This window comes from Dermatobacter hominis (genome assembly GCF_020715685.1).
Classification (GTDB): domain Bacteria; phylum Actinomycetota; class Acidimicrobiia; order Acidimicrobiales; family Microtrichaceae; genus Dermatobacter; species Dermatobacter hominis.
Map to the genome: position 1 here is coordinate 2873848 of NZ_CP085840.1, position 22682 is coordinate 2896529.

Annotated in this window: 24 protein-coding genes and 1 tRNA gene; 12 read left to right on the forward strand and 13 right to left on the reverse strand. The window is 73.1% G+C overall.

Features of this window, described 5'->3' with window-relative positions; translation table 11 throughout:
* Nucleotides 1–5: 5 nt before the first annotated feature.
* Together cbiQ and LH044_RS13630 are read left to right on the forward strand one after the other, a co-directional pair.
* Nucleotides 6–782 (forward strand): cobalt ECF transporter T component CbiQ, encoded by a 777-nt coding sequence (gene cbiQ / locus LH044_RS13625; protein WP_227756131.1) that lies wholly within the window; start codon nucleotides 6–8, stop codon nucleotides 780–782.
* A complete protein-coding gene (locus tag LH044_RS13630; protein ID WP_227756132.1) occupies nucleotides 779–1543 on the forward strand; it encodes an energy-coupling factor ABC transporter ATP-binding protein in 765 nt (254 codons plus the stop codon). Before cbiQ ends, LH044_RS13630 begins: the two co-directional genes overlap by 4 nt.
* A 31-nt stretch (nucleotides 1544–1574) precedes the next feature.
* On the opposite strand, the gene LH044_RS13635 is transcribed toward LH044_RS13630, so the two are convergent.
* Complete coding sequence (locus LH044_RS13635; RefSeq protein WP_227756133.1) at nucleotides 1575–2822, reverse strand: YibE/F family protein; 1248 nt, start codon at nucleotides 2820–2822, stop codon at nucleotides 1575–1577.
* Nucleotides 2823–2941: 119 nt separating this feature from the next.
* Nucleotides 2942–4054, reverse strand: a complete 1113-nt coding sequence (locus LH044_RS13640) for an NDMA-dependent alcohol dehydrogenase (RefSeq protein WP_227756134.1) — start codon at nucleotides 4052–4054, stop codon at nucleotides 2942–2944.
* A 136-nt stretch (nucleotides 4055–4190) separates the two neighbouring features.
* Here LH044_RS13640 and LH044_RS13645 point away from each other — a divergent pair, with 136 nt between their 5' ends.
* The 3 genes from LH044_RS13645 (at nucleotide 4191) to LH044_RS13655 (ending at nucleotide 7521) form a co-directional block, all read left to right on the forward strand.
* Complete coding sequence (locus tag LH044_RS13645) at nucleotides 4191–4868, forward strand: DNA methyltransferase (RefSeq protein ID WP_227756135.1); 678 nt, start codon at nucleotides 4191–4193, stop codon at nucleotides 4866–4868.
* A 144-nt stretch (nucleotides 4869–5012) separates the two neighbouring features.
* Nucleotides 5013–6356 carry an acyl-CoA dehydrogenase family protein gene (locus tag LH044_RS13650; protein WP_227756136.1) on the forward strand — a complete coding sequence of 448 codons (1344 nt, stop codon included), beginning with the start codon at nucleotides 5013–5015 and terminating at the stop codon, nucleotides 6354–6356.
* 49 nt (nucleotides 6357–6405) lie between these two features.
* On the forward strand, nucleotides 6406–7521 hold the full coding sequence (locus LH044_RS13655) for a lysylphosphatidylglycerol synthase transmembrane domain-containing protein (RefSeq protein WP_227756137.1): 1116 nt from the start codon (nucleotides 6406–6408) through the stop codon (nucleotides 7519–7521).
* 99 nt (nucleotides 7522–7620) lie between these two features.
* On the opposite strand, the gene aat is transcribed toward LH044_RS13655, so the two are convergent.
* Together aat and LH044_RS13665 are read right to left on the reverse strand one after the other, a co-directional pair.
* Nucleotides 7621–8313 carry a leucyl/phenylalanyl-tRNA--protein transferase gene (gene aat / locus LH044_RS13660; RefSeq protein WP_227760106.1) on the reverse strand — a complete coding sequence of 231 codons (693 nt, stop codon included), beginning with the start codon at nucleotides 8311–8313 and terminating at the stop codon, nucleotides 7621–7623.
* Nucleotides 8310–9167, reverse strand: a complete 858-nt coding sequence (locus LH044_RS13665; RefSeq protein ID WP_227756138.1) for a 3-hydroxyacyl-CoA dehydrogenase family protein — start codon at nucleotides 9165–9167, stop codon at nucleotides 8310–8312. Before LH044_RS13665 ends, aat begins: the two co-directional genes overlap by 4 nt.
* Before the next feature lie 105 nt (nucleotides 9168–9272).
* On the opposite strand from LH044_RS13665, the gene LH044_RS13670 reads away from it, so the two are divergent.
* Nucleotides 9273–9953 carry a Type 1 glutamine amidotransferase-like domain-containing protein gene (locus tag LH044_RS13670; protein WP_227756139.1) on the forward strand — a complete coding sequence of 227 codons (681 nt, stop codon included), beginning with the start codon at nucleotides 9273–9275 and terminating at the stop codon, nucleotides 9951–9953.
* 63 nt (nucleotides 9954–10016) lie between these two features.
* Here the strand turns inward: LH044_RS13670 and LH044_RS13675 are convergent, their stop codons facing one another.
* The gene (locus LH044_RS13675) at nucleotides 10017–10877 is read right to left on the reverse strand and encodes a peptidylprolyl isomerase (protein ID WP_227756140.1); all 861 of its coding nucleotides are present in this window, start codon (nucleotides 10875–10877) and stop codon (nucleotides 10017–10019) included.
* A gap of 108 nt (nucleotides 10878–10985) precedes the next feature.
* On the opposite strand from LH044_RS13675, the gene LH044_RS13680 reads away from it, so the two are divergent.
* Nucleotides 10986–12209 (forward strand): aspartate kinase, encoded by a 1224-nt coding sequence (locus tag LH044_RS13680; RefSeq protein ID WP_227756141.1) that lies wholly within the window; start codon nucleotides 10986–10988, stop codon nucleotides 12207–12209.
* 167 nt (nucleotides 12210–12376) lie between these two features.
* On the opposite strand, the gene hemW is transcribed toward LH044_RS13680, so the two are convergent.
* A complete protein-coding gene (gene hemW, locus LH044_RS13685; RefSeq protein WP_227756142.1) occupies nucleotides 12377–13528 on the reverse strand; it encodes a radical SAM family heme chaperone HemW in 1152 nt (383 codons plus the stop codon).
* 157 nt (nucleotides 13529–13685) lie between these two features.
* Between hemW and LH044_RS13690 the strand changes: the two genes are divergently transcribed.
* On the forward strand, nucleotides 13686–14738 hold the full coding sequence (locus LH044_RS13690; RefSeq protein ID WP_227756143.1) for an aspartate-semialdehyde dehydrogenase: 1053 nt from the start codon (nucleotides 13686–13688) through the stop codon (nucleotides 14736–14738).
* 6 nt (nucleotides 14739–14744) lie between these two features.
* Here LH044_RS13690 and LH044_RS13695 read toward each other — a convergent pair whose 3' ends face one another.
* From LH044_RS13695 to LH044_RS13725, 7 genes are all read right to left on the reverse strand, one after another.
* Nucleotides 14745–15125 carry a DUF1622 domain-containing protein gene (locus LH044_RS13695; RefSeq protein ID WP_227756144.1) on the reverse strand — a complete coding sequence of 127 codons (381 nt, stop codon included), beginning with the start codon at nucleotides 15123–15125 and terminating at the stop codon, nucleotides 14745–14747.
* A 117-nt stretch (nucleotides 15126–15242) separates the two neighbouring features.
* A complete protein-coding gene (locus LH044_RS13700; protein WP_227756145.1) occupies nucleotides 15243–15497 on the reverse strand; it encodes a MazG nucleotide pyrophosphohydrolase domain-containing protein in 255 nt (84 codons plus the stop codon).
* A gap of 88 nt (nucleotides 15498–15585) precedes the next feature.
* A complete protein-coding gene (locus tag LH044_RS13705) occupies nucleotides 15586–16092 on the reverse strand; it encodes a CAP domain-containing protein (protein WP_227756146.1) in 507 nt (168 codons plus the stop codon).
* Nucleotides 16093–16272: 180 nt separating this feature from the next.
* Nucleotides 16273–16349 (reverse strand) — tRNA-Pro (locus tag LH044_RS13710).
* A gap of 109 nt (nucleotides 16350–16458) precedes the next feature.
* Nucleotides 16459–16854: a response regulator gene (locus tag LH044_RS13715; RefSeq protein WP_227756147.1), complete on the reverse strand. Its 396-nt coding sequence runs from the start codon at nucleotides 16852–16854 to the stop codon at nucleotides 16459–16461.
* Between the two features lie 12 nt (nucleotides 16855–16866).
* Complete coding sequence (locus LH044_RS13720) at nucleotides 16867–18072, reverse strand: ArsA family ATPase (protein ID WP_227756148.1); 1206 nt, start codon at nucleotides 18070–18072, stop codon at nucleotides 16867–16869.
* Nucleotides 18069–19070 carry an ArsA-related P-loop ATPase gene (locus tag LH044_RS13725; RefSeq protein ID WP_227756149.1) on the reverse strand — a complete coding sequence of 334 codons (1002 nt, stop codon included), beginning with the start codon at nucleotides 19068–19070 and terminating at the stop codon, nucleotides 18069–18071. Before LH044_RS13725 ends, LH044_RS13720 begins: the two co-directional genes overlap by 4 nt.
* A 159-nt stretch (nucleotides 19071–19229) precedes the next feature.
* Between LH044_RS13725 and LH044_RS13730 the strand changes: the two genes are divergently transcribed.
* From LH044_RS13730 to LH044_RS13745, 4 genes are all read left to right on the forward strand, one after another.
* On the forward strand, nucleotides 19230–20630 hold the full coding sequence (locus tag LH044_RS13730; RefSeq protein ID WP_227756150.1) for an NfeD family protein: 1401 nt from the start codon (nucleotides 19230–19232) through the stop codon (nucleotides 20628–20630).
* A gap of 126 nt (nucleotides 20631–20756) precedes the next feature.
* Nucleotides 20757–21011, forward strand: a complete 255-nt coding sequence (locus tag LH044_RS13735; RefSeq protein WP_304512017.1) for a WhiB family transcriptional regulator — start codon at nucleotides 20757–20759, stop codon at nucleotides 21009–21011.
* Nucleotides 21012–21140: 129 nt separating this feature from the next.
* Nucleotides 21141–21710, forward strand: coding sequence for an FxsA family protein (locus LH044_RS13740; protein ID WP_227756151.1), 570 nt, complete (start codon nucleotides 21141–21143; stop codon nucleotides 21708–21710).
* Between the two features lie 55 nt (nucleotides 21711–21765).
* Nucleotides 21766–22632 (forward strand): NUDIX hydrolase, encoded by an 867-nt coding sequence (locus LH044_RS13745; RefSeq protein WP_227756152.1) that lies wholly within the window; start codon nucleotides 21766–21768, stop codon nucleotides 22630–22632.
* The last annotated feature ends 50 nt before the right edge of the window (nucleotides 22633–22682 follow it).

The window sequence follows — 22682 nt, forward strand, 5'->3', positions numbered from 1 at the left end:
CGCTGATGGCGGGCCGGCACCCGCCCGGCGGGCTCCACCGGCTGGCGCGGCCCGGCTCGTCGCCGGTCCACCGCCTCCCGCCGGAGGCGAAGCTGGCCGGCCTCGTCACGTTCGTGGCGGCGGTCGCGGTGACGCCGCGCCACGCGGTGGGCGCGCTCGCCCTCGACGGGGCGGTGCTGGCCGCGGTCGTGGCGATCGCCGGCCTGCCGGTGCGGACCGTGCTCGCCCGCCTGGCGGTGGTCGCGCCGTTCGTGCTCGTCGCGCTGGCGATCCCGTTCGTGGCGCACGGCCCGACCACCGACATCGCCGGCGTGGCGCTGTCGATCGACGGGCTCTGGGCCACGTGGAACGTCGTCGCCAAGGCGACGCTCGGCGCAGGAGCGGCGATCGTCGTGTCGGCCACCACGCCGCTGCCCGAGCTGCTCGAGGGGATGGCCCGGCTGCACGTGCCCCGGGTCGTCGTGGCGATCGTGTCGTCGATGGTCCGGTACCTCGACCTGCTGGTCGCCCAGGTCGGTCGCACGCGCCGGGCGATGGCGGCGCGGGGTCACGATCCGCGATGGCTCTGGCAGGTCGGGCCGTTCGCCTCGTCGCTCGGCCTGCTGTTCGTGCGCTCCTACGAGCGGGGGGAGCGGGTGCACCTGGCGATGGTCGCCCGCGGGTTCACCGGGACGGTGCCCCTCGACGCACGGCCGCCGGCGCCGGCGGGGCGCTGGGCGGTGGCCGTCGCCCCCGGCGCGGTGGCGGTCGCAGCGGTGCTCGCGTGGTCGGTGCTGCGGTGAGCGCCGAGGTGAGCGCCGAGGCGAGGGAGGCGCCCGCGCTGCGGATCGACGGGCTGACGTACCGCTACCCCGGGGCGGACCGTGCCGTGCTGCGCGACCTCGCCCTGCAGGTCGGGCCGGGCGAGCGGGTGGCGGTGCTCGGACCGAACGGGTCCGGCAAGACCACGCTCGTGCTGCACCTCAACGGGCTCGTCGAGGCGGAGTCGGGCACGATCTCGGTCGGTGGGCTGGCGGTGAAGGGTGAGCACCTCCGCGAGGTCCGCCGTCGCGTCGGCGTCGTGTTCCAGGACCCCGACGACCAGCTGTTCCTCCAGACCGTGCGCGACGACGTGGCCTTCGGTCCCACCAACCTCGGGCTGCGGGGCGACGAGCGCGACCGGCGCGTCGACGCCGCGCTGGAGGCCGTCGGCGGGGCGGGCCTGGCCGACCGCAACCCGTACCAGCTCAGCGGCGGTGAGCAGCGCCGGGCCGCGCTGGCCACGGTGCTGTCGATGGCGCCCGACCTGCTCGTGCTCGACGAGCCGACCTCGGGGCTCGACCCCGTCGGTCGTCGCGAGCTGGCCGAGCTGCTCGTCGGGCTCGGCTCGACGCAGGTCGTCGTCACCCACGACCTCCCGTTCGCGCTCGCCACCTGCCCGCGGTCGGTGATCCTCGACGACGGTGCGATCGTGGCCGACGCCCCCACGCGGGCGCTGCTCGCCGACGGCGACCTGCTCGGTCGCCACGGGCTCGAGCTCCCCTTCGGCTACCACCTGACCTGACCCGGTCGCGGACCCGGGCCGAGGACTCGGGTCAGAGGTCCAGGTCGTCGCGGGGGGCGAAGCGGTCCCACTCGTCGCCGCGGTCCGCCGGATCGTCGTCCGGCTCGCCGACGGGCGCCTCTGCGTGGCCGTGCGAGTGGCCCGCCAGCGCGTGGTCCGGGGTGATGACGAGGGCGGCGAGGGCGGTCGTGATCGGCACCGAGAGGACGAGCCCGATCGAGCCGACCATCATCCGCACGATCTCGACGGCCACCAGCTCGCCGGTGATGATGCGGCTCGTCGGGGCGACGCCCTCGGCGAAGAACAGCAGGAGCGGGAGCGCCGCACCCGCATAGGCGAGGATCAGCGTGTTGACCGTCGAGGCGATGTGGTCCCGGCCGATGTGGATCGCCTCGGAGTAGAGGTGGCGGCGCGGGATGTCGGGCCGGGCCCGGAGCAGGGCCTGCACCGCCGAGACCTGCGTGACGGTCACGTCGTCGAGCACGCCGAGCGCGCCGACGACCATGCCGGCGATGAGCAGGCCGCGCAGGTCGAGCTCGGACGCCGTGATGCGGAGGGTCTGCGCGGCCTCGTCGCCCAGGCCCGTGAGGTGCGTCGCCGCGCTGACCGACAGCGACAGGAGCGCGATGACGACGAGCGAGGCCAGCGTGCCGGCCAGCGCGACCGTCGTGGGCACGTTGAGGCCGTGGGCGAGGTACAGCGCCAGGAACGCGATGACGACGGTCCCCACCAGCGCGACCGGCAGCGCCGGCGCGTCGCGCAGCAGCGCCGGGACGATGAAGAGGACGAGGACGAGCGCGCTGGCGAGCAGCCCGAACAGCGCGCGCAGCCCCCGCAGCCGCCCGAAGGCGATCACGACCACGACGAACAGCACGGTGAGCGCGACGAGCGGGGGGCCGCGCTGGAAGTCGACGAACGTGTAGCGCGTCGCGTCGTCGGGCGACCGCGTGTCGAGCAGCACGATCCGGTCGCCGTCGTGCACCACCGGCACCTCGAGCTGGGTGTCGAGGACGGTGACGGTCGTGGTGGTGCCCGACCGGTCGCCCGAGGTGAGCTCCACCCCCAGCACGCGGCAGCCCGACAGCGCGCCGGGCACCTCGACCGAGTCGCAGTCCCGGGTGTCGATCGACCGGACCGTCGCGTCGACGTAGGTGGTGGGCCGGATGCCGAGGTCGGGCGCGTCGCCACGCGGCCACAGCACGACCATCCCGACGACGGCCGCCACGCCGACCGCGACCACGACGCCCCGCAGCCATGCGATCGCCCGACCGGTGCGCATCCGGGTCACCGTACGCGCTCGCGCGCGCCCGCCCGAGCCGCCGGCGGGCGCCGGATCCCGGGTCGGGCCGCGCCGCCGTCGGCGCGGAGCGCGCCGCGATCAGCGGGCCGGGGGCTCGGTCAGCGGTAGCGGAGGACGCCGCGGATGTTGCGGCCGCCGAGCATGTCCTCGAAGCCCTGGTTGATGTCGTCGAGCGCGTACTCGCGGGTGACCATGCCGGCCAGGTCGAGCTGGCCGCTCCGGTACAGGTGCATGAGGCGGGGGATGTCGGAGTGCGGGTTGGCCGAGCCGAAGATCGTGCCGACCAGTTGCTTCTCCATGAGCGTGAGATCGCAGAGGGAGATGTTGATCTCGGCCTCGTGGGCCGGGTGGATGTTGGTCACGACGACACGGCCGCGCTTGGCGGCGAGCGTCATGATCGGCGCGATCTGCTCGCCCTCGCCGACGCCGACGGCGCAGACGATCTTGTCGCACATGCGGCCCCAGGTGATCTCCTGGATCAGGTCGAACGCCTCGCCGATGCTCGGCGCCGTGTGCGTCGCGCCCATCTTGAGCGCCTGCTCCCGCTTGAACTCGACGGGGTCGATGGCGACGATCTGGCGGGCGCCGGCCAGGCGGGCGCCCTGGACGGCGGCCATGCCGATGCCGCCGACGCCGATCACCGCGACGTTGTCGCCCGGCTTGACCTCCGCCGCGTAGACCGACGAGCCCCAGCCGGTCGTGACGCCGCAGCCGACGAGGCACGCGAGCTCGAGCGGGATGTCGTCCTCGATCTTCACGCACGACATCTCGTTCACGACCGTGTGCTCCGAGAACGTGCCGAGGCACACCATCGTCCAGAGGTCGGTGCCGTCCGCCGAGTGGTGGCGGGTCGTGCCGTCGAGCTGCGCGCCGACGAGCAGGGCGGCGCCGTTGTCGCACAGGTTGGAGTGGCCGTCCGCGCACGACTGGCAGTGCCCGCAGGCCGGCACGAAGCTGAAGACCACGTGGTCGCCGGGTTGGACGGTCGTGACGCCCGGGCCGACCTCCTTGACGACGCCGGCGCCCTCGTGGCCGCCGATCAGCGGCGTGATCGCGGGCAGGTCACCGGTGCGGGCGTGGTCATCGGAGTGGCACATGCCCGAGGCGACCATCTCGACGAGGACCTCGCCCCCCTTGGGCGGGTCGAGCGTGATGGTCTCGACGCTCCAGGGGGCGTTCTGCTCCCAGAGGATGGCGGCTCGGGTCTCCATGGTGCGGGCTCCTGTGCACTGTGACGGTCCCGACGAGGTCCGCAGCGGACCCCCGTCGCTGGCGGCCGGCACGCTACCCGCGCCGTGTCGCAGGCCGTGAACCGCGGCGCCGGCGCCCACCGGCCACGATGTCGGCGTGCGCGTCGACCGGACGATCGAAGTGGCTCCGTCGCCGTCCCCGCCGTGGGCCGGCCCTCCGGGCATCTCCTTCAGCCCGGCGCTCGTCGAGCGCCTGTTGGAGGAGTTCAGCGAACCCGGCGACGTGGTGCTCGACCCGTTCGTCGGCTTCGGCACGACGATGGTCGTGGCGGACCGCCTCGGACGGCGGGGCGTCGGCGTCGAGCTCCTCGACGAGCGCGTCGAGCACGTGCGCGGCCTCGTGGCGCGCCCGGCCGACGTGCACCGCGCCGATGCGCGCGACCTCGCCACGCTCGGCCTGCCGCGAGCGGACGCCTCGCTGTCGTCGCCGCCGTACATGACCCGCACCGGTCATCCCGAGGACCCGCTCGACGGGTACCGGTCGCACTTCGCCGGCGGCGACGGCTACGAGCGCCACCTCGCCGACCTGGTCGCGGTCTACGAGGCCGTGGCGACGCAGCTCGTGCCCGGTGGACCGGTGCTGATCGACGTGGCCACGCTGCGCGTCGACGGCGAGGTCACCGACCTGGCCGGCGACCTGGCCCGGGCGATCGACGGGCGCGGGGGCCCGCTGGCGCTGGAGGAGGCGATCGAGGTCGCGGGCGAGGAGCCCCCCAGCTGGATGGTGGCCGACGTCGTCCTCGTCTGCCGTGCCTCGGCGTCCGCCCGGGGGTGACCGATTTCTTGACCGGTCGGTCAACGCAGCGCTGAGATGCGTGACAAGCTTCTCCCCGCCGGGGGGCCAGGAGGGGGTTCCCGGGGGAGCAGTCCGTCCGTGCGGCCACCGCGCGTGCGGCGACCGAGACGTCCTGGAGCACCGATGACCGACACCGCCACCCCCGCAGCCGACGCCGACGAGCCCACGTCCGACGACGTGGTCGCCGAGCTCAACGCGTGGCTCGAGGAGAACTGGGACCCCGACCTCACGGTCGGCGAGTGGTGGGAGCGTCTCGGACTGTCGGGCTGGGCGGCGCCCGGCCTGCCGACCAACGCCTACGGCAAGGGGCTGAGCCGCAACGACAGCGTGCGGGCGCAGGCGGCGATCGCCGAGTTCGGGGCGCTGGGCGCGCCCGGCGGACTGGGCCTGCTGCTGGCGGCCCCGACGATCGCGACCCACGGCACCCAGGAGCAGATCGACCACTACGTCCGCCGCATCGTCACCGGCGTCGACGCCTGGTGCCAGCTCTTCAGCGAGCCGGGCGCCGGCTCTGACCTGGCCGGCCTGACCACCCGTGCGATGCAGGACGGCGACGAGTACGTCGTCAACGGCCAGAAGGTCTGGACGTCGCTCGGCCACACCGCCGACATGGGCATGCTCATCGCCCGCACGGACCCCGACGTGCCGAAGCACCAGGGCATCACGTGGTTCGCGTTCGACATGCACCAGCCGGGCGTGGAGGTACGGGGCCTCAAGGAGATGACCGGCCACGCGATGTTCAACGAGGTGTTCATCACCGACGGGCGGGTCGCGGCCGACGCCATCATCGGTGAGAAGAACAACGGCTGGGCCGTGACGAACACGACGCTCATGCACGAGCGGGCCGGCCTGGGATCCGGCGGCGGTTCCGCCGCTGCATCCGCGGTGTCGCCCGGCAGCGTGGCGGACCAGCTCGGCGCCCGAGCCGGCGACTTCGCCCCGAAGAAGGGCGGGGCCCGCAGGGGCGGCGGCGGCGCCATCGGCATGCTCGGCGCGATGCCGAAGATGCTGCAGGACCTCGCCCGCAGCAACGGCAGCCTCGACGACCCGACCATCCGCCAGGACCTGGCGCGGCTCTACACGATGGGTGAGCTCGGTCGGTACAACAGCCTGCGCGTCAAGGCCGCCAAGCAGGCCGGCCGGGACATCCCCGGGATGCCCAACATCTCCAAGCTGGCGATGAGCGACCTCATGCGCCTCGTCCGCGACCTCGGCCTGCGGATCGTCGGTCCGGCCGGGACGCTGCACGCCTACGAGGACGAGCACAAGGCGGCGATCGAGGAGGCGACGGACAACCCGTTCCTCAACATGGTCACGTGGGTCGCGCTGTGGGCGCAGGGCCCGTCGATCTACGGCGGCACCGACCAGATCCAGCGCAACATCATCGGCGAGCGGGTGCTCGGCCTCCCGAAGGAGCCGAACAACGACAAGACGATGCCGTTCTCCGATCTGCCCAAGAACGCCTGATCGGCGCCCATCCCGTCGGGTCAGCGCGGGCCGCCGGTAGCGTGACGCCGTGAGCAGCTCCGACGTCCCCGGGGGGACCGACGCGGACACGGCGACCACCGGCGCGCCGGCGCCCGATGTGCCGCCGGCCAAGCGGCCCGCCATCTGGAAGCAGCTCATCGCGGCCGCGATCACGATCGCCGTGCTCGTGATCGTGTTCTTCGGGATCTTCCCGAAGTTCGCGAACTACAGCGAGGCCTGGGACGCCATCCAGGAGATGTCGGTCGCCTCGCTCGTGCTGTTCGGGGTGTTCACGATCCTCAACATCGTCGTCTACGTGTTCCCGTACCAGGCCGCCCTGCCGGGCATCGGCTACCCGCGGGCGTTCATCGTCCGCCAGACGTCGTTCATGATCTCGAACGCGGTGCCGGCGGGCGGCGCGTTCGGCCTGGGCGTCCAGTACGCCATGCTCAACAGCTACGGCATCGGCCCGGCGGTGGCATCGTCCGCCATCGGCGTCACGAGCGTCTGGAACATGCTGGTCACGCTGGCGCTGCCCGCTCTCGGCCTCCTGGCGCTGCTGATCACCGGCGAGGCCACCGGCACGATGGCGCTCGGTGCGATCGGCGCCCTGGTCGCGCTCGGCGTGGTCGTCGGCGCGCTGGCGCTCGTGCTCCGCAGTGAGCGCTGGGCGCTCCGGATCGGCGGCTGGGGCGACACGCTGCTGGCGAAGGTCCGGAAGGGCCAGGCGCCCGACACGGTGACGCAGGGCGTCGTCCGCTTCCGGGACCAGACCGTCGACGTGGTCGAGGAGCGGTGGCTCCTCCTCACCGTGACGAACTTCGGGCAGCAGCTCGCCCAGTTCTCGGTGCTGGCCGTCGCGATCTACGGGCTCGGTGGCGCCTCGACCGGCATCAACCTGCTCGAGGTGTTCGCCGCCTTCGCACTGGCGCGGCTCGCGGGCTTCATCCCGATCACCCCCGGCGGCCTCGGGACGGTCGACGCGGCGCTGGTCGGGCTGCTGTCGGCGTTCGGCATGTCGAAGGACGAGGCGCTGGCCGCCAACCTGCTGTGGCGGGCCGCCACGTTCATCCCGCAGGTCGTCCTCGGGATCATCACGTTCATCATCTGGCGGGTGCAGCGCTCGCGGCAGCTGGCCCACGCCGCTGCCCCGGCAGCCGCCTGAGGCAGGGACCGGCAGCCGCCTGAGGCAGGGACCGGCAGCCGCCTGAGGCAGGGACCGGCAGCCGCCTGAGGCAGGGACCGGCAGCCGCCTGAGGCAGGGTCAGGCGAACGGATCGGCCGGGGACGCGACGGCGACGCCGAGGCGGGCGAGGTACTCGGCGCGGTCCACCTCGACGGCGCCGAGCGAGGCCAGGTGCGGGGTGAGCCACTGCACGTCGAACAGCGCGCCGTCGACCTGGTCGAACAGGGCGGTGAGGTGCACGAGTGCCGCCTTGGACGCGTCGGTCGCCCGGTGGAACATCGACTCGCCGGCGAAGAAGGCGCCGATCGACACGCCGTAGACGCCGCCGACGAGCTCGCCGTCCTCCCACACCTCGACGGAGTGGGCCCACCCCAGGGAGTGCAGGCGCGAGTAGGCGCGCACGAACTCCTCGTTGATCCAGCCGTGCGGCCGGCGCGGGTCCCCGCAGGCGCGCATGACGCCCTCGAAGTCCCGGTCGACGGTGGCGGTGAAGCGGGGGAGCGACCGTCGGAGGGACCGGCTGACGTGGAACCCGCCGCCGTCGGCGGCCGCGGCAGGACCGACGGGGATGATCCCCCGGGGGTCGGGCGACCACCAGCCGAGCCGCCGTCGGCCGATCGGCATCGGGAAGAGCCCGGCCCGGTACGCGCCGAGCAGCGTGCCGGGCTCCAGGTCACCCCCGAGGACGACCGGGCCGTCGACGTCGGCGTCGTCGACCGGTGGGAAGACCCACCGGCTCGGAGGTGGGTCGACCCGTGGGATCCGCCTCAGCCCTTCTTGTAGTCGTAGAACCCGGCGCCCGACTTCCGACCGAGCTGGCCGGCGGAGACCATGCGGCGCAGGACCGGCACGGCGGCGTAGTTCGGGTCCTTGAACTCCTCGTACAGGGCGTCGAGGATCGCCAGCGAGGTGTCGAGGCCGACGAGGTCGAGCAGCGCCAGCGGACCCATCGGGAAGTTGCAGCCGCCCTTCATGGCGGTGTCGATGTCCTCGGCCGACGCGGTGCCGTTCTCGAGCAGCCGCACGGCGTTGTTGAGGTACGGGAAGAGCAGCGCGTTGACGATGAAGCCGGCCTGGTCCTTGACCTGCACCGGGTTCTTGCCGCAGGCGGTGGCGAAGGCCGTGGCCGCCTCGATGGTCTCGTCGGAGGCGGTGAGCGGCCGGACGATCTCGACCAGCGACATGGCCGGCGCCGGGTTGAAGAAGTGGACGCCGCAGACCTTGTCGGCGCGGCCGGTGGCGACGGCCATCTCGACCACGGGCAGCGTGGAGGTGTTGGTGGCGAGGATGGCCGAGTCCTTCACGATCGAGTCGAGCTCCGAGAAGAGGGCCCGCTTGACCTCGAGGTCCTCGACGACGGACTCGATCACCAGGTCGCAGTCGACCAGGGCGCCGAGGTGGTCGGTGGCCGACACCCGGGCCCGGACCTCGTCGGCGGTGGCCTGCTCGAGCTTGCCGCGCTCGACCTGCTTGGCCAGCGACTTCTCGAGCGACGTCACCATCGCGTCGGCCGACTCCTGCTTGCGGGACCGCAGCACCACCTCGAAGCCGGACTTGGCCGCCACCTCGGCGATGCCCGACCCCATGATGCCCGACCCCAGGATCCCCACTCGTTCGATCGTCATGGCGTGCGATGTTACCGACGGGTAAGCGAGCGGGCACAAGTCCGACCCCGGGGACGGAGCGGGTACCGTCTCGGCCGTGGACGCTGCGTTGGACGGGACGGTCGCATGACGGGGACGCTGGCGCTGGTCGGCGGGATGGAGTGGACCGAGGGCTGCACGTTCGACGAGGCCCTGGTGGCCGGCGCGTCCGAGGTGCTGGTGATCCCGGCTGCGCTCGCCTACGAGAACCCGGGCGCCGCCGTGCAGCGGGCGCGGGACTGGTTCGACCGCTTCGGCGTCGGCGTCCGGGTGCTCGACGTGTACCGGCGCGCCGAGGCGCTCGAGCCGGCACCGGCCGAGATCGCGTCGGCGGCCGAGGTCATCTACGTGGTCGGCGGCTCCCCGATGCACCTGCGGTCGGTGCTCAAGGACACCCCGCTGCTCGACGCGATGGTCGGCGCCTGGCGGGCGGGGGCGACGGTGGCGGCGTCGGGCGAGGCGGCGTCGGTCCTGTCGAGCTACATGGTCGACAGCCGGGGCGGGGCCTTCACCGTCGGGCTCGACCTGATCGAGACGATCACGGTCATCCCGCGCAGCAACATCTGGTCCCACGACAAGTGGCACCGCACGGTCGAGCTGGCCCGCCCGGGCCTCGCGGTGGTGGGCATCGACGAGGCCACCGCCCTCATCCACGCCCCCGACGGCACGTGGCGCGTCGAGGGCGCGGGCGGCGTGCAGGTCTTCCGCGACGGCAAGCCGGCAGAGCTCTCGGCGTTGCCGTCGCTGCTGCGACCCGAGCCCGGCTGACGCGAGCGCTTCCGATCCGAGCCCGGCTGATCCGAGCGGGCGCCGGTCGCCCGGCGGGGCCGATCAGCCCTTGGTCTCGGTGATGGTGACCGAGTTGATCACCACGGCCTCGGTCGGCTCCTGCTGGGCGTTGCCGAGCTTGCCGATCTCCTCGACCACGGCCTGGCCCTCGACCACCTGGCCGAACAGCGAGTAGCTCGGCTGGAGCTGCGCACCGCCGCCGGGCAGCACGACGAAGAACTGGCTGCCGTTGGTGTTCGGGCCCGAGTTGGCCATCGCGAGGGTGAAGTCGGCGTACTCGGCCGACGAGGCGGGCAGCTCGTCCTGGATGGAGTAGCCGAGGTCGTTGTTGCCCCACGGGTCGCCGTCGCCGTCGCCCGCCTGGATCACGAAGCCGGGCACGATCCGGTGGAACGGGACCCCGTCGTAGTAGTGGTACCGCGAGAGGACGACGAAGTTGTTGACCGAGACCGGGGCCTTCGCCGAGTTCAGCGCAGCGGTGAAGTCGCCCTTGGTGGTGGAGAACGTCGCCGTGTAGGTGGCGTTCGGGTCGATGCAGGTGGGCGGCGGGCCGGCGAACTTCTCCACGCGCTTGGCCGTGCCCTCGGCGGGCGGGCAGGGGGTCTCGGCGTCGAGCGTGATGCCCTCGGGCGGGCGGGCGAGCTCGGCCGCGTCGGCGCCGAGCGTCGTGGTCGTGCTGTCGTCGCCGGCCGTCGTGGTGGTGGTGCTGCTGTCCGAGGACCCGTCGTCGGAGCTGCGGAAGATTGCGATGCCGCCGACGATGATCGCGATGCCGGCCAGCGCCGCGATCACGCTCACGACCCGACGCCGCCGCGACGACTGCGCCGCCCGCCGCTTGGCCTCGGTCAGGCGGGTGCTGCGCCCCTGCTTCTGGCGTGCGTGCTTCTCTGCGCTGGTTCCCACGGCGGGCGACAGTAGCCAACGACCCGGCTGCGACCGACGTCACGGCGCCCGCGGCTGAGGCCGACCCCTGGGAGGGGCGACCGGGACGACCGAGTACCTTTGGGCGCCGTGGCGCTCCTGGTCCAGAAGTTCGGCGGGACCTCGGTGGGTGATCCCGAGCGGATCCGCGAGGTGGCCGACCACGTCGCGCGCTGTCGCAAGCGCGGCGACCAGGTCGTGCTCGTGGTGTCGGCCATGGGCAAGGAGACCGACGAGCTGCTGCGCCTGGCGGGGGAGGTGTCGGGCATCCGCCCGGGCCGTGAGATGGACATGCTGATCACCGCCGGCGAGCGGAAGTCGATCGCGCTCGTGGCCATGGCGCTGGCCGACCGGGGGATCGAGTCCGAGAGCTACACCGGCAGCCAGGCCGGCTTCGTCACCAACACGAGCCACACCAACGCCAAGATCCTCGACGTGAAGGCCGACCGCATCCGCGCCGCAGTGGCGGCGGACCGGGTGCCGGTCGTGGCCGGCGCGCAGGGCGTGTCGACCGACCACGACGTGACCTTCCTCGGCCGGGGCGGGTCCGACACGACCGCCGTCGCCCTCGCCTTCGCCCTGCAGGCCGACGCCTGCGAGCTCTACACCGACGTGTCCGGCGTGTTCACCACCGATCCGCGGGTCGTGCCGACGGCCCGGCGGATGCACCGCATCACGTTCGACGAGATGCTCGAGATGACCGCGGCGGGCTGCCCGAAGCCGGCCATGCGATCGGTCGAGTACGCCCATCGCCACAAGGTCCCGCTGCACGTGCGCTCCGCCTTCACCTGGGAGCCGGGCACGTGGGTCACCGAGGAGGATCCCGCCATGGAGGACGCGCTCATCCGCGCGGTGCAGGCCGACCAGTCCGAGGCCAAGGTCACGGTCACCGGCGTGCCCGACCGCCCCGGCGTGGCGGCCACCCTGTTTCGCACGCTGGCGGACGCCGACATCAACGTGGACATGATCGTGCAGAACGTGTCGGAGGGCGGCGTCACCGACATCTCCTTCACCGTCCCGCACGACCAGCTCGACGAGGCGCTCGACGTGTGCGAGTCGAAGGCCGCCGAGGTGGGCGCCGCGAAGGTGCTGGCCGACAAGGCGATCGCCAAGGTGAGCGTGATCGGCGCCGGCATGAAGTCGAACCCGGGTGTGGCGGCGACCATGTTCCAGGTCCTGGCCGACAACAGCATCAACATCGAGATGATCTCGACGTCGGCCATCCGCATCAGCTGCGTGATCGCCGAGGACGACTCGGACCGGGCGGTGCAGGTCCTGCACGACGCCTACGAGCTCGAGTCCACCACCTTCTGACCCGCCCACGTTTCTGACGCACCCACCGCTCCGATCCCACCTCCGTTTCTGACGCCAGAAGGTGGGGTGTGTGACGCACGGATGACATCGGAATCCGACGCCTCGGATTCTGACGCCACAAAGTGGGCTCACGGACCGCTCTCTGGCGTCAGAAACCGGGGGGGGGGTTAGGGGATGGTGACGGCCCGGACGACCGTGTCGGCCAGCAGTCGGCCCGCCTGCGTGAGCACGAGCCGGTCGCCGACCACGTCGACGAGGCCGTCGTCGACCAGCGCCGCGACCGCGCCCGGCACCGGGACGACGTCGAGCGGCAGGCCCTCGGCCAGTCGGATCCCGAGCATCACGCGCTCCATCGACCGCTGCGACGGGTCGAGCACCTCGGACCCGGCGGCCGGGACCCGTCCGGCCCACGCCGCCGCGCCCCACTCGTCGAGGCCGGCGTGGTTCCACCAACGGCGGTCGCCGACGTGGGAGTGGGCGCCGGGGCCGAGGCCCCACCAGTCGTCGTCGCGCCAGTAGAGGAGGTTGTGGCGACAGCGGTCGTCGGCCGTGCGGGCCCAGTTCGACACCTCGTACCAGTGCAGGCCGGCGGCCTCCGCCCTGGCCGACAGCGCCTCGTACCGGTCGGCGGCCTCGTCGGGCGACGGCTCGGGCAGCGAGCCGCTGCGAACGCGTGCCGCGAGCTTCGTGCCGGGCTCGATGCCGAGCGCGTAGGCCGACAGGTGGTCGGGCGCCAGCGCGAGCGCGGCGTCGAGCGTCCGCTCCCAGTCGGCGGCGGTCTCGCCCGGGGTCCCGTGGATGAGGTCGAGCGACACGCTGGCGATGCCCGCGGCGCGCGCCGCCGCGACCGCCCGGGGCACGGCGTCGGGGTCGTGGGTCCGGTCGAGCAGGTCGAGCACGCGGGGCACGGCGCTCTGCATCCCGAACGAGGCTCGCGTGACGCCCATCTCGGCCAGCCGGTCGAGCTGTCCGTCGGCCAGGCCGTCGGGGTTCGCCTCGACCGACACCTCGAGGTCGTCGGCCACGTCGAAGCGCCGGCGGACCTCGTCGAGCACCTCGGCCAGGAGCCCGGGCACCACCGCCGTCGGCGTCCCCCCGCCGAGGAACACGCTGGTCAGCGGCGGGCGGTCGGGGCCGAGCTCCCGGTCGGCGACGGCGAGCTCGGCGATCGCGGCGTCGGCCCAGCGCCGGTGCGTCTGCTCCGCCGTCAGCTCGCCCGGCGCGTAGGTGACGAACGCGCAGTACCCGCACCGCCGCGCGCAGAAGGGCACGTGCAGGTAGATCCCGAGCGCCGGTGCCGTCGTCGCCTCCGCCGTCACGTCCTCACCCTCCCCGCTCCGTCCCGCCGGCCACAAGGAGGGCACTCGGCCGCACGACAGGATGGCCGCACGACATGGAGGCCGCGCGACAGGAGGGACCGGACAGCACGGGTTACCCGTTGGGACCGGCCGGGGCGGGCCCCGTAGCCTTGTCGGCATGTCGCTCTCCTCCCACGACGGTCCGCTCCACGTCGGCGTGTTCGGCGCCACCGGCCAGGTCGGCGGCGTCATGCGGACGCTGCTCGCCGAGCGGGACTTTCCGGTCGCCTCGATCCGCTACTTCGCGTCGGCCCGCTCCGCCGGCACCGTGCTGCCGTGGAAGGGCTCCCAGGTCACCGTCGAGGACACGGCGACGGCCGACTTCTCCGGTCTCGACCTCGCCCTCTTCTCCGCCGGCGCCACCTCGTCGCGCGAGTACGCCGACCGGGTCGCGGCGGCCGGGGCCACGGTGATCGACAACTCGTCCGCGTGGCGCATGGACCCGACGGTGCCGCTGGTCGTCGCCGAGGTGAACCCGCACGCGCTCGACGACATCCCCCGCGGCATCGTCGCCAACCCGAACTGCACGACGATGGCCGCCATGCCGGTGCTCAAGCCGCTCGCGGTCGAGGCCGGCCTGATCCGCCTCGTGATCAGCACCTATCAGGCCGTGTCGGGCGGCGGGCTGTCGGGCGTCGAGGAGCTCGACCGCCAGGCCGTGGCCGTCGGCACCAAGGGTCCCGAGCTCACCTACGACGGCAGCGCCGTGACCTTCCCGCCGCCCGAGAAGTTCGCCAAGACCATCGCCTTCAACGTGCTGCCGCTCGCCGGCAACGTCGTCGACGACGGGTCCGAGGAGACCGACGAGGAGCAGAAGCTCCGCAACGAGAGCCGCAAGATCCTCGACCTGCCCGACCTCAAGGTGTCCGGCACCTGCGTGCGCGTGCCGGTCTTCACCGGGCACTCGCTGTCGATCAACGCCGAGTTCGAGCGCGAGCTGTCGCCCGACCGGGCCCGTGAGGTCCTCGCCGCGGCGCCCGGCGTCGTGCTGTCCGACGTGCCGACGCCGCTCGAGGCGGCCGGCCAGGACCCGTCCTACGTGGGGCGCATCCGCCGCGACCCGACCGTCGAGCACGGCCTCGCCCTGTTCGTGTCGAACGACAACCTCCGCAAGGGCGCCGCGCTCAACGCGATCCAGATCGCCGAGGAGCTCGTCCGCCGGCGCGGCTGAGGGCGGTCAGTCCTCGACCGGGGCGCCGGCCTGCTCGGCCCGCCACCGGGCCCACGGCCAGGTCCCGTCGATCTCGACCTGCAGCGACCAGCTCAGGACGATCCGCACGATCACGATCACGCCGAGCACCAGCACGCTCTGGACGGTCTGGTCGACCACGATCGTGCGGATGATGTCGGCCAGGATCAGGATCTCGAGCCCGAGCAGGATCACGCGGGCCAGGCTCCGACGGAGCTCGTCGTAGGCGCTGCCGCGGGTCGACGCGGAGCGGTGCACGAGCGCCCGGCCCGACGACGCGAACGCCAGCACCGCGCCGAGGACGAGGACGACCACGCCCACGGCCTCGATGACGGTCACGACGTCGCTGACGACCTCGTCGAACTCCACGGGCCGACGGTAGGGCGGTCCGGCGCAGCACCGGCGGACCCGAGCCCGCCCGACGGTCCCGCGAGCATGACGGCCCCGGCGGCCCGACGGTCAGGTCAGGTGCGGTCAGGTCGGCGGTCAGGTCGGCGGATCGGTCACGTAGCGCTGCGCGGCGTCGTCGAGCGACAGCCCGAGCTGGTTGGCGAGCGACGCCACCCACGCCAGCACGTCGCCGAGCTCGTGGAGCTGCTGGTCGACCGTCCCCTTGCGCACGGCCTGGGCCAGCTCGCCGACCTCCTCGCAGAGCCAGGCGACGGTGGAGGGGATGCCCCGCTCGCGGTCGTGCTCGCCGTAGAGGTCGTCCATGAGCTGCTGGAACGCCGCGATCTCCATCCGGCGAACCTATCCGCCGGACCGGAGGGCGCCCGTCGAGCGGTGTCCCGGTCGCGACGACCCACGGCCGCCACGACCGACGAGGGCATCAGCCCTTCATGAACACCTGCACCGTGAACAGCGTGCGCATGCCGTTGCAGTTGCCCCACACGGCGGCCGTGCCGACCTGGTTGTACGCCGGGTCGAGGATGTTGGCGCGGTGGCCGGGCGAGTTCATGTAGGCGGTGTGGATCTGGCCGATCGAGCCGCCCATGCCCACGTTCTCACCGAGCTTGCGCCACTCCCTGGGCGCACCGTCGGCCAGGTTCGAGTGCCAGATGCGGCAGGCGTTGCGCAGCGTCTGCGCCCACCCGTCGGCCTTGACGTCGAGGGTGACGTTCTCCCGCAGGGCGGGCAGCCCTGCCTGCGCCCGGCTGGCGTTGATCGCCCAGCGCACGGCATCGACGTCCGCCTTGCTGCTCTCGCAGCCGGTCAGCGCCCCGGAGAGCGTCAGCACCGCCAGCACGGCGACGACGACGCCCATGAGGTTGATCGGGCGCCGGCGGCGGACCGGGGCGGCACCCGTCACGTCAGTTCGGTCGAGTTCAGCAGCCACGTCCGGAACATCGGCAGGGGTCCGTGGCGACCTTGAACCTTCCTCACGCGATTCCCGCGCCCGGGTGACCGGGCCGGGGCGCTCGCGCCCTGCAACGGCAGGCGTCGACGACATCCTGTGACGCTCGTCGGGGGAACCGACGACACCCGATCCCCGACGGCGCGGGGATCGGGTGTCCGGTGGTCGGGTGGGGGAGATTTGAACTCCCGGCCTCCTCGTCCCGAACGAGGCGCGCTGCCAAACTGCGCCACCACCCGGAGGGCCCGCATCGTAGTGGGCGGCTGCGGATCAGCGGTAACCGGATCCGCCGGTGAGGCCTGTTCTTCCGCTCTCGGCCGCTGAGGCCTGGCCTGCCGCTCCCGGCCCTCAGGCGATCGACGGCTCGTCGTGGTAGGTGCCGCCCGCCTGGACGGCGCGGGCGGCCTTGCGCACCCGCAGCGGGTCGATCGGCTTGATGACCCAGCCGTCGGCGCCGCTGCGCCGCGCGAGGAACACGTCGGCCGGGCGGTCGAGGAGCATCAGCACGTTCTGGGGCGCCAGGCGGCCGGCGCCCTCCTCGAGGCGGAGGTCCATGCAGGTCGCCATCCCGCCCATGTTGCCGATCTGCAGGTCGAGCACGACCAGGTCGGGCTCGAGCTCCTTCACCGCCGCACGGACGGCGTACCCGCTCGTCACCCGGGCGATCGTGGCCGTGCCGCCGATCGCGGCGTCGAGGAGGCGGAAGAGCTCGTCCGAATCGGTCGCGATCAGGTAGGTCGCCATCGGCCGCAGACGCTAGTCCTGGCGGCCCCCGCCGCCGGAATCCGCGAACACCAGCCGGGCCAGCGCCTGCAGCGACGCCAGGTCGCTCACCTCGAACGGCTGCACCGGCACCTTGACCACCGGCGCCGGCGCCACCCGCTCGGCGAGGCCGGCCAGGTGCTCGGCCTCGCCCTGCGCGAGGTGCAGCGACTCGGCCAGGCAGCGGTAGTGGTCGCCCAGCGCGGTGCCGTCCAGCGTCTCGGCCCGCGCCCGGACCGCCGCGGCCCCGAGCGCGACCCGGGGCGCGGCGGGTCCCGGTTCGTCGACGCCGTCGACATCGAGCGCCACGCCGAAGGACGGCTGCGTGCGGTTCACGATCAGGCCCCGCACGGCGATCCGCTTGCGGGCCAGCTCGTCGGCGAAGAAGCCGGCCTCCGCCACCGTGTCGGCCTTCGGCGAGGCGACGAGCACGAACGCCGTGCTCTCGCGCCGCAGCAGGCGGTCCACCTCCTCGGCGCGCTCCTTGAAGCCCTGCTCCATCCCCTCGAACGCCTTGAAGAACGCGAGCGCGTCCGAGATCACCTCGGCGCCCACGACCTTGGCGATCTGGCGCATCACGGCCTGGGTCGCGACGTTGACCGCCCGACCGATGCCCTTCGACGGCGACAGCAGCACCTTGTAGAGCCGGTGGTCGAGGAAGTGGGCCAGACGCTGCGGCGCGTCGAGGAAGTCGAGCGCGTTGCGCGTCGGCGGCGTGTCGACGACGACCAGGTCGAAGTCGCCCTCGACCGCCAGCTCGTACAGCTTCTCGGAGGCCATGTACTCCTGCGTCCCCGAGAGGGCCCCGGAGATGTTCCGGTAGAAGGAGTTCTCGAGGATGCGCTCCGCCTGGTCCGGATCGGTGGAGTAGCGGCGGACGAGCCCGTCGAAGGTGCCCTTGGTGTCGAGCATGAGCGCCGACATCGCGCCGCCCTCGCCCCACGGGCCGTCGATCGGGCTCGGGTCGTTGGTCAGCCCCTGCAGCCCGAGCGCGTCGGCGAGCCGGCGGGCGGGGTCGATCGTCACGACGACGGCGCGGCGTCCGAGCCGCGCCGCCTCCATCGCCACCAGCGCGGCCGTCGTCGTCTTGCCCACGCCGCCCGATCCGCAGCAGACGACCACCGAGCTGTCGGCCACGACGCGCGACAGCGTGGGGCCGGTCGCGGCGCCGCCCGGGTCGGTGGCCGTCCAGGCGCTCACTGCACGGCTCCCGAGGTCGCGGCCTCGTCCGGCGCGTCCGCACCGTCGGGCAGTGCACGGATGGCGTCGAGCAGGGCGTCGGCGAGCACGTCGAGGTCGTCGGGTCCGACGTCGGTCGTGAACAGGAACGGCAGCCGCAGCTGCGGCAGCGGCAGCTCGTCGGCCATGCGCCGCAGCTGCTCCTCCTGCAGCTCGCCCCGGGCGTGGCGGAACGCCGCCGACTCGCCGAGGACCTCGGCCTCGCCGTCGAGCAGGCGGACGCCCACCTCGGCGGCGGCCTCCTCGGGCGGCACCGCCAGTCCGGGCAGCTCCTCGACGACGCCGTTGACGACGACGGGGCCCAGGGCGACGCCGACCTGGTCCTCCAGGCTGTAGGCGGTCTCGATCAGCTCGTTGACCGGCGTCTCCTCGGGCACCGTCACCAGGACGACGCGGCAGCGCCGCGGATCGGTGAGCAGCTCCAGCACGTCGGCGGCCTGTGCGTTGATCGGCCCGACCTTGACGGCGTCGGCCAGCCCGCTCGCGGAGCGCAGGAAGGTGATCGCATGCCCCGCCGCCGGCGCGTCGAGGACGATGAGGTCGTGGTCGCGGCTGCGCTCGAGCTGCTTGACCTTCCCGAGGACGAGGATGTCGCGGATGCCGGGCACGGCCGTCGACACGATGTCGAGGAGGCCGGTCGACACCAACCGGTTCGAGATGCGGTGCAGACCCCGGTCGGCCAGGTAGTCGAGCAGCGCGTCGTCGGGCGTGACCGTCCTGGCCCGCACGCCGGCGTGGCCCTCGGCGGCCTCGACGAGCGCCGCCTCGTCGTAGCGGAGGCCCTGCGCCTCGAACATCGAGGCCATGCCGCCCTTGCCCTCGACCTCGACGATCAGGGTGCGCAGCCCGACCGACGAGGCGGCCACCGCGAGGGCTGCCGTGACGGCGGTTTTGCCCACGCCGCCCTTCCCGGCGACGATGATCACACCTGATGCGGTGAGAAACTGCGCAGGATCCACGACGTCCCCTCGGAGGCCCTCGAGTTGGGCACACTAGCCAGTGCCGTGACCAGCGACGTCCGGCGGGGAGGTCCCGCCGGACCCGGTCGCGCGCCCGCCGGCCGGGCGTCCGGCACCCCCGCTCCTACCCCGTCGGCGGGTCGTCCGCGGTCCCGGCGCGTGGCCGCCCTCGTCGCCCTCCTGCTGCTGGGCCTCGGGGTGGTCGGCGGCATCGTGTCGTCCCCCGCCGGTGCGCAGGGCAACTCGTGCGAGGACCACGGCTGCGTGGACGTCGTGGCGGTGAACGGGCTGATCGACGAGATCGAGGCCGACTTCATCATCGACACGCTGGCGTCGGCCCGGGGCTCCGACGGGGTGGTCGCCGTCATCCTTCAGTTCGACAGCCGCGGCGCGGCGGTCGGCGACGACCGGCTCGACGAGGTCGCCGCAGCGATCCAGGGCGCCGACGTGCCCGTGTCCATCTGGATCGGCCCGTCCGGCTCGGATGCGCTCGGTGGCGCGGCCGAGCTGGTCCAGGTCGCCGACAGCTCCGGCATCGCCCCGGGCGCCTCGATCGGCGACGTCGGTCACCAGCGCCTGTCCCGGGCCGAGTTCGGCGACCTCTTCGAGGGCGAGAAGGCCGCAGCGATGGACCGGTCGTTCTCCGGCGAGGAGGCGGCCGAGCAGGGACTCGTGACCCGCTTCTCGCCGACGATCGGCGACCACATCGTGCAGCTCGACGGCGTCGAGACCGAGACCCGCGAGGAGGAGGGCGAGCGCCGCACGGTGCCGCTGACGACCGTCCGGTTCTCCAAGCTCCCGCTGTCGACGCAGCTGTTCCACACCGTCGCGAGCCCCTCGGTCGCCTACCTGCTGCTGACGATCGGCCTGGGCCTGCTGGTGTTCGAGTTCTTCACCGCCGGCATCGGCATCGCCGGCGTGGTCGGCGCCCTGTTCACCGTGCTCGGCGGCTACGGGCTGGCCGAGCTGCCGCACGCGCAGTGGGCCCTCGCGCTCTTCGTGCTGAGCTTCGTGGCCTTCGCGATCGACGTGCAGACGGGCATCCCGCGCGCCTGGACGGTCATCGGCATGGCCATGTTCGTTATCGCCTCGCTGTTCCTGATGACGGAGTTCAAGCCGACGTGGATCGCCCTCGGCGCGGGCATCGCCGGCATCGGCATCTCGATGTTCTCCGGCATGCCGGCCATGGTGCGCACGCGCTTCGCGACGCCGACGATCGGACGCGAGTGGATGATCGGCGAGATGGGCAGCGCCACGACCACCGTCGACCCCGAGGGGACGGTCACCGTGCTGGGCGCCCTCTGGCGGGCGCGCGTGAACCGGGCGACGCCGATCCAGCCCGGCGACCGGGTGCGGGTCGTGTCGATCGACGGCCTCGTGCTCGAGGTGGAGCCCGAGGAGGGCGGCGCCATCGACTACCGCGAGATGCGCAACCGCCGCCGTGGCGGTGCCGACGGTCCCTCCTCCGAGGGCGGCGACGACCTCCCTGCCGAGGGCGGCGACCGGACCGCCGACGCGGCGGCGCCGAGCGACGCGAACGGCCCGTCGACGGCGCCCTGACCGCTGCCCTCACTGCCCTTCGATCGCCGCTCGCGATCGCGAGCGTCACGCGTGCAAATTGCTCCTTGTTGAGCGTCGGAGGGCGTGAATAGGGTGCGCCGCACACCGAAAGGGGGGGTCCGACCGGTGAGTGCACAACAGGTCCACGACATGTGGCAGGTCAAGGCGGCGTGCAGGGGGCCGCAGGCTGCGGTGTTCTTCCCGCCGCCGCAGTTCGAGCGCAAGGCCGACCGCTTGGAGCGGGAGCGCCGGGCCAAGGCGATCTGCGCCGAGTGCCCGTCCCAGCACGAGTGCCTCGACTACGCCTTGGAGATCCGGGAGCCGCACGGCATCTGGGGTGGGTTGAACGAGGCTGAACGGCGAGCGCTGATCGAGGCCTGAGCGGCCGGGAGCGGAACGGCAGCCTGAGCCGGCCCCTCGCGGGGCCCGCCGGCGCCGATCCTGAGCGAGCTCTGCGCGGGTGCCGCGTTCGCGGCCCGTGCGCAGGTGAGCGCGCCGTAGGGTGCACTCGTGGTCGCGCTCTTCCTGTTCCTGGTCCTCCCGGTCCTCGAGCTCTGGACCGCGATCCTGGTCGCCCAGTGGATCGGGGTCCTGCCCACGCTCCTGCTCCTGGTCGGCTTCAGCGTGCTCGGGTTCGTCCTGATCCGGTCCGAGGGCCTGAGCGTGTGGCGCAAGGCCAACGCGGAGCTGGCGGCCGGACGACAGCCCACCGACTCGCTGCTCGACGGCCTCATGGTCGTGGTCGGCGGCGTGCTGCTGATCGTGCCCGGGTTCCTGACCGCGGTGCCGGGCCTGCTGCTGCTGTTCCCGCCGACCCGGGCGCTGCTGCGCCCCGTCGTCGCCCGCTGGATCGAGCGCCGCGCCGCACGGTCGGCCGCCTTCGTGACCGCGTCGTTCGGCGGCGCCCCGCTCGGCTCGTTCGGCGGGAGCGCACCCGGCGCCGGCCCTTCCCGGCGCAGCTGGCGGGGCCGGGTCGTCGACGCCGAGAGCCACGAGGCCCCGGATTCGACCGGGGCGTCCTACGCCGAGGTCATCGACGTCGAGGTCGACGGCTCGCGCGAGCTCGATCCGCCCCGTTGACCGGCCGTCGATCCGACGCCCGGCGTCCCGACGGCGTCGTGTGGAGCGCGGCGCCGTGAGCACCGTGCCGATGGGCGCCGTGCGCCCCGAGGACGTGCCCGTGCGCGACGCGTCCACGGTGATGCTCGTCCGCGACGGGGACCGAGGCCTCGAGGTCTGCCTCATGCAGCGCAACCTCGCGTCCGACTTCGTGGGCGGGGCCTACGTGTTCCCCGGCGGCGCGGTCGATCCGGAGGACTCGGACCCGGCCAGCGCCGCGGTCTGCGCCGGGCTCGACGACGCGGAGGCGTCGCGGCGCCTCGGCATCGAGGCGGGAGGCCTGGCGTTCTGGGTGGCCGCCATCCGGGAGTCGTTCGAGGAGGCCGGCGTGCTGATCGCGCGCCACGCCGACGGCCGCCCGCTCGACGTGACCGACCCGTCGGTCGCCGAGCGGTTCGTCCGGCACCGCCAGGACGTCGACCACTGTCGTCGCACCATCGCCGCGGTGGCGGTCGAGGAGGACCTGCGGCTCGACGCCGGCGCCCTCCACTACTTCTCCCGCTGGATCACGCCGCTCGGGTCGCACCGCCGCTACGACACGCGGTTCTTCGTCGCCGCCGCGCCCGACCAGGAGGTCGTCCACGACGACCGCGAGCTGATCGGCACGGAGTGGCTGACGCCGGTCGAGGCGCTGCGCCGCCACGACGACGGGGAGATCGTGATGATCTTCCCGACCGTCCGGACGCTCGTCGCCCTGTCACGCTTCGACGGCGCAGCGGCCGTGCTCGACCACGCCCGCGCGCTGTCGGAGGTCCGGCCGGTGCTGCCGACGGTGACCGAGGGGCCCGACGGCATGCGGATCCGGCTCCCGGGCGACCCCGAGCTCACGGGTGGCGTGTACGACGCCGGCACCGGCCGACCGCTCGCCGACGGCCACGACTGAGCGACGCGTCTAGGGTCCGCCCAGCGACGGACGGACCGGGGGGTCGAGGG